Annotated in this window: 5 protein-coding genes; all 5 read left to right on the top strand. The window is 60.8% G+C overall.

The window, feature by feature from the left end; translation table 11 throughout:
- On the top strand, window positions 1-506 hold a 506-nt coding region (locus VNX23_RS24825; RefSeq protein ID WP_325634210.1), incomplete at its 5' end, for an MFS transporter.
- 22 nt (window positions 507-528) lie between these two features.
- A complete protein-coding gene (locus tag VNX23_RS24820) occupies window positions 529-1,323 on the top strand; it encodes an SDR family oxidoreductase (RefSeq protein WP_325634209.1) in 795 nt (264 codons plus the stop codon).
- A 36-nt stretch (window positions 1,324-1,359) separates the two neighbouring features.
- Entirely contained in the window at window positions 1,360-2,280 is a 921-nt protein-coding gene (locus VNX23_RS24815; protein WP_325634208.1) for an alpha/beta hydrolase, read from the top strand.
- A gap of 15 nt (window positions 2,281-2,295) precedes the next feature.
- Window positions 2,296-3,063: a hypothetical protein gene (locus VNX23_RS24810; RefSeq protein ID WP_325634207.1), complete on the top strand. Its 768-nt coding sequence runs from the start codon at window positions 2,296-2,298 to the stop codon at window positions 3,061-3,063.
- A gap of 57 nt (window positions 3,064-3,120) precedes the next feature.
- A partial coding sequence (locus tag VNX23_RS24805) for a hypothetical protein (protein ID WP_325634206.1) occupies window positions 3,121-3,372 on the top strand: 252 nt, incomplete at its 3' end.

Genomic DNA, 3,372 nt, shown 5'->3' with positions numbered 1-3,372 from the left:
ACAGTTGGGGGGTCAAGGACCTGTTCCTGGTCGGAATCTATGCAGGAATCCCAAATGCCGCGGGCGTCATCGGCATGATCCTGATTGGTCGCCATTCGGACAAGTGGCATGAACGGCGATGGCACTTTGCTGCATGCGTTGTTATTGCGGCGGTCGGCCTTTTCATCACCACGCTGCTTGAGGGCAATTTGGTCGGATCGATCATGGCTCTCTCCTTCGCGGTCATCGGGATTGCGTCGGCGACCCCGCTGTTCTTTGCACTGACCAGCGAGTATCTGTCGACAGGTGCTGCCGCCGGTGGGCTCGCCTTCATCAGCAGTCTCGGAAACCTTGGTCCAGCGCTCAGTCCGTCGATCAATGGATTTATTCTGAGAGCCACGGACGACAACATTTACAGCATGTATTTCGTGATGACGTTGTACGTGCTGTCCGGAATGATTCTTCTGCTGACGATACGGCCGGCTCCGGCGGCCGCCCGTACGCCGGCCGCGGTGCCCGCGCATTGACGGGCGCGAACAGGATGTCCACATGACGACCAACGGAAATGACAGCCAGACTGCGCTGGTCACCGGCGCGTCGGGCGGCATCGGCCTTGAACTCGCGCGCGTATTGGCTGCCAATCGGTTCAGCCTTGTGTTGCTTGCGCGTAGCCGGGACAAACTGGAGGACCTGGCGCGCGAGCTGGGGGATCAACACGGCACCAGGGTTACGATCGTTCCAGCCGATCTCTGCGAGCACGGTGCGGCGCGAGCCGTCTTCGACTCGCTCAATGACGCGGGGGTGCAGATCGATCTGCTTGTGAACAACGCAGGCCTCTTGTTGGAAGGTCGCTTCGGCGCAATCGGCCTCGATGAACAGTTGCGGCTGTTACAGGTCAATATCGTTGCTCTGACCGCGCTCACACGCCTGTTTCTTGGGCCGATGCTCGAGCGGAACTGCGGAAGGATTCTGAACGTTGCGTCAGTCGCGGCCTTCATGCCGGTTCCGAATCTTGCTGTCTATGCTGCTTCGAAGGCCTATGTGCTGTCGTTCGGCGATGCTCTATCCCAGGAATTGAGCGGTACCAAGGTTACGGCGACGACCCTGTGTCCCGGTGTAACCGATACAGGAATGGTCCACGGCACGAGCCTTGGCAGCCTGCCCGGCATGATGATCATGGATGCCAGGACGGTTGCTCAGGAAGGCTATCGCGCCTGCATGGCGGGAAAGCCGGTCCATGTCGCGGGAATTGCAAACGAGCTTGCGGTCCGATGGATGAAATATCAGCCGAGTTGGCTGAGGCGGGCGGTCGGCAACGTTTTTGGCAAAGGCCGCAATGCCTGAGTAGTTCGTGATGAGAGGGTGGCAGGAGAGACATGGATGCCAATTGTCGCTGCGAACGGTATCAACCTTTGTTACGACGAGATAGGTGACGCGAAGGCCCCGGTGATCTTGCTCATCATGGGTCTGGGGACCCAGATGATCGCGTGGCCGGACGCGTTCTGCCTCGCGCTTGCGCAACGCGGCTTTCGCGTCGTGCGCTTCGACAACCGTGATATCGGCCTTTCGACAAAGATCGAGAACGCCGCGCCAGTCGATCTGATCGCCGCCTTCGCACGCGCCATGGCAGGGGAGTCCGTGGAGGCGCCCTATGCGCTCGACGACATGGCAGCGGATACCGTCGGCCTCATGGGCGCACTTCACATCGGCCGTGCCCACATGATCGGCGCCTCGATGGGTGGGATGATCGCCCAGATTGTCGCGGCCCGATATGCAGATCGCGCGCGGAGCCTGACGTCGATCATGTCGTCGAGCGGCGCCCCCGGCTTGCCGCAGGGCAGGCCCGAGGCAATTTCAGCACTGCTTTCGTCTCGTCCACCATTTGGTGATCGCGAAAGCGTCATAAGAGAGGGTGTGAGGATCCTTCGCATTATCGGTAGCCCAGGATTTCCGACGTCGGATGCCGAGCTTCGTGCAAAGGTCGAGCGAGCCGCCGATCGTTCTTATTATCCCCCCGGCGTAGGGCGTCAGATGCTGGCGATTCTAGCGTCCGGCAGCCGGGTTGAGTTGTTGAAGGAGATCAAGGTTTCCACATTGGTGATTCATGGCGCCGACGATCCGCTCGTCCCCGTCGAAGCCGGCACGGACACTGCCAAGCACATCCCGGGCGCTGCGCTGAAGATCATTCCCGGCATGGGACACGATCTGGCGAACGGTCTAGTGCCTATCCTCGTCGATGCCATCGCGGATCACTGCCTTGCGGCGGATAGACAACTGAAATCTATGCGTCAAGCCCAGTAGCAATGAGTCGTATTGATGGGTAGCGACGACAAGACGGTAAGGCCACCCTCGCTAGCCCTGCTCACCACCGAGGGGCGTGGGCTGCTTGATATTCCTGCGCTGTTCGCTGCCGCGCCATTCCTGGCCACCGCGCCGCGCGGACAGCCACATCCGGTGATGGTCCTGCCCGGACTGGGGGCGGACGATCGGTCGACGATCGCGATCCGCGGTTTCCTCAACGCCTTGGGGTATCAGGTTTATGGCTGGGGTCGCGGACGCAATGTCCGAGCGCCGGACACCGACGTTTCTGCCCTGGCTACGCGGGTCGCCATGCTTCGGAACGACTCCGGCCTGAAGGTTAGCTTGGTCGGCTGGAGCCGCGGTGGCATCATCGCGCGTGAAGTCGCGCGACAAATCCCGGCTGACGTTCGCATGGTCATCACGCTCGGAAGCCCCTTTGCTGCGCCGGGCGCGAGCAATGTCCGTGCCATCTGGAGGCTCCTCACGGGACAGAAATACGAGCCGCCAACCCCCGACCGGGTGAGCCGGTTGGCCCAACCGATTCCAGTCCCGTCGACGTCGATATACACGCGCGCCGACGGCGTCGTCGCCTGGCGCGCGTGCTTAGAGGAAGAGGGCGGTGAGCGGGAGAACGTTGAGGTCAACACCACTCACATTGGCCTTGGTTTTCATGCGCCGGCCCTGTGGGTCATCGCCGATCGTCTCGCTCAGCCGCCAGGGACCTGGAAGTCGTTTCGGCCAGGTCCGGCGATAGCGCCATGGTTTCCGCGCCCTCGAGCATGATCCTATCCATTGGGTTTATCTGAGCGCCAACGTTCCTCGCAGACCCGAGCGTCTCTCATGATGATTTTGAAATTCCTTCTTCCGGATCAGCGAATGGACACGACGTTAGCAATCGGATCATCTTCGACGAGCATTTCCGCCATTAGCCCTTCGCGTCGTTTCGCGGCTGCGCAGCAATTAGGTCGCTTCTCTAATCGGCCGTTTGAGGTCAAGCACTTTCAGACTATCCGCCACTGCAATGTCGATGTCGCTCACGGGCTCGCGCTTCTCTTCGGAATCGGCACCAGGGCCCTTCCATCATGGGATCCG

The sequence above is a fragment of the Bradyrhizobium sp. genome, from assembly GCF_035570375.1.
Taxonomy (GTDB): domain Bacteria; phylum Pseudomonadota; class Alphaproteobacteria; order Rhizobiales; family Xanthobacteraceae; genus Bradyrhizobium.
The sequence above is the reverse complement of the archived record's forward strand: the minus strand, read 5'-3'. Positions and strand labels throughout refer to the sequence as shown.

What these genes read in the sequence shown, in the direction of transcription:
- VNX23_RS24810 (WP_325634207.1), top strand. Translation starts at nt 2,296, where the DNA reads ATGGGTAGCGACGACAAGACGGTAAGGCCACCCTCGCTAGCCCTGCTC.
- VNX23_RS24815 (WP_325634208.1), top strand. Translation starts at nt 1,360, where the DNA reads ATGCCAATTGTCGCTGCGAACGGTATCAACCTTTGTTACGACGAGATA.
- VNX23_RS24820 (WP_325634209.1), top strand. Translation starts at nt 529, where the DNA reads ATGACGACCAACGGAAATGACAGCCAGACTGCGCTGGTCACCGGCGCG.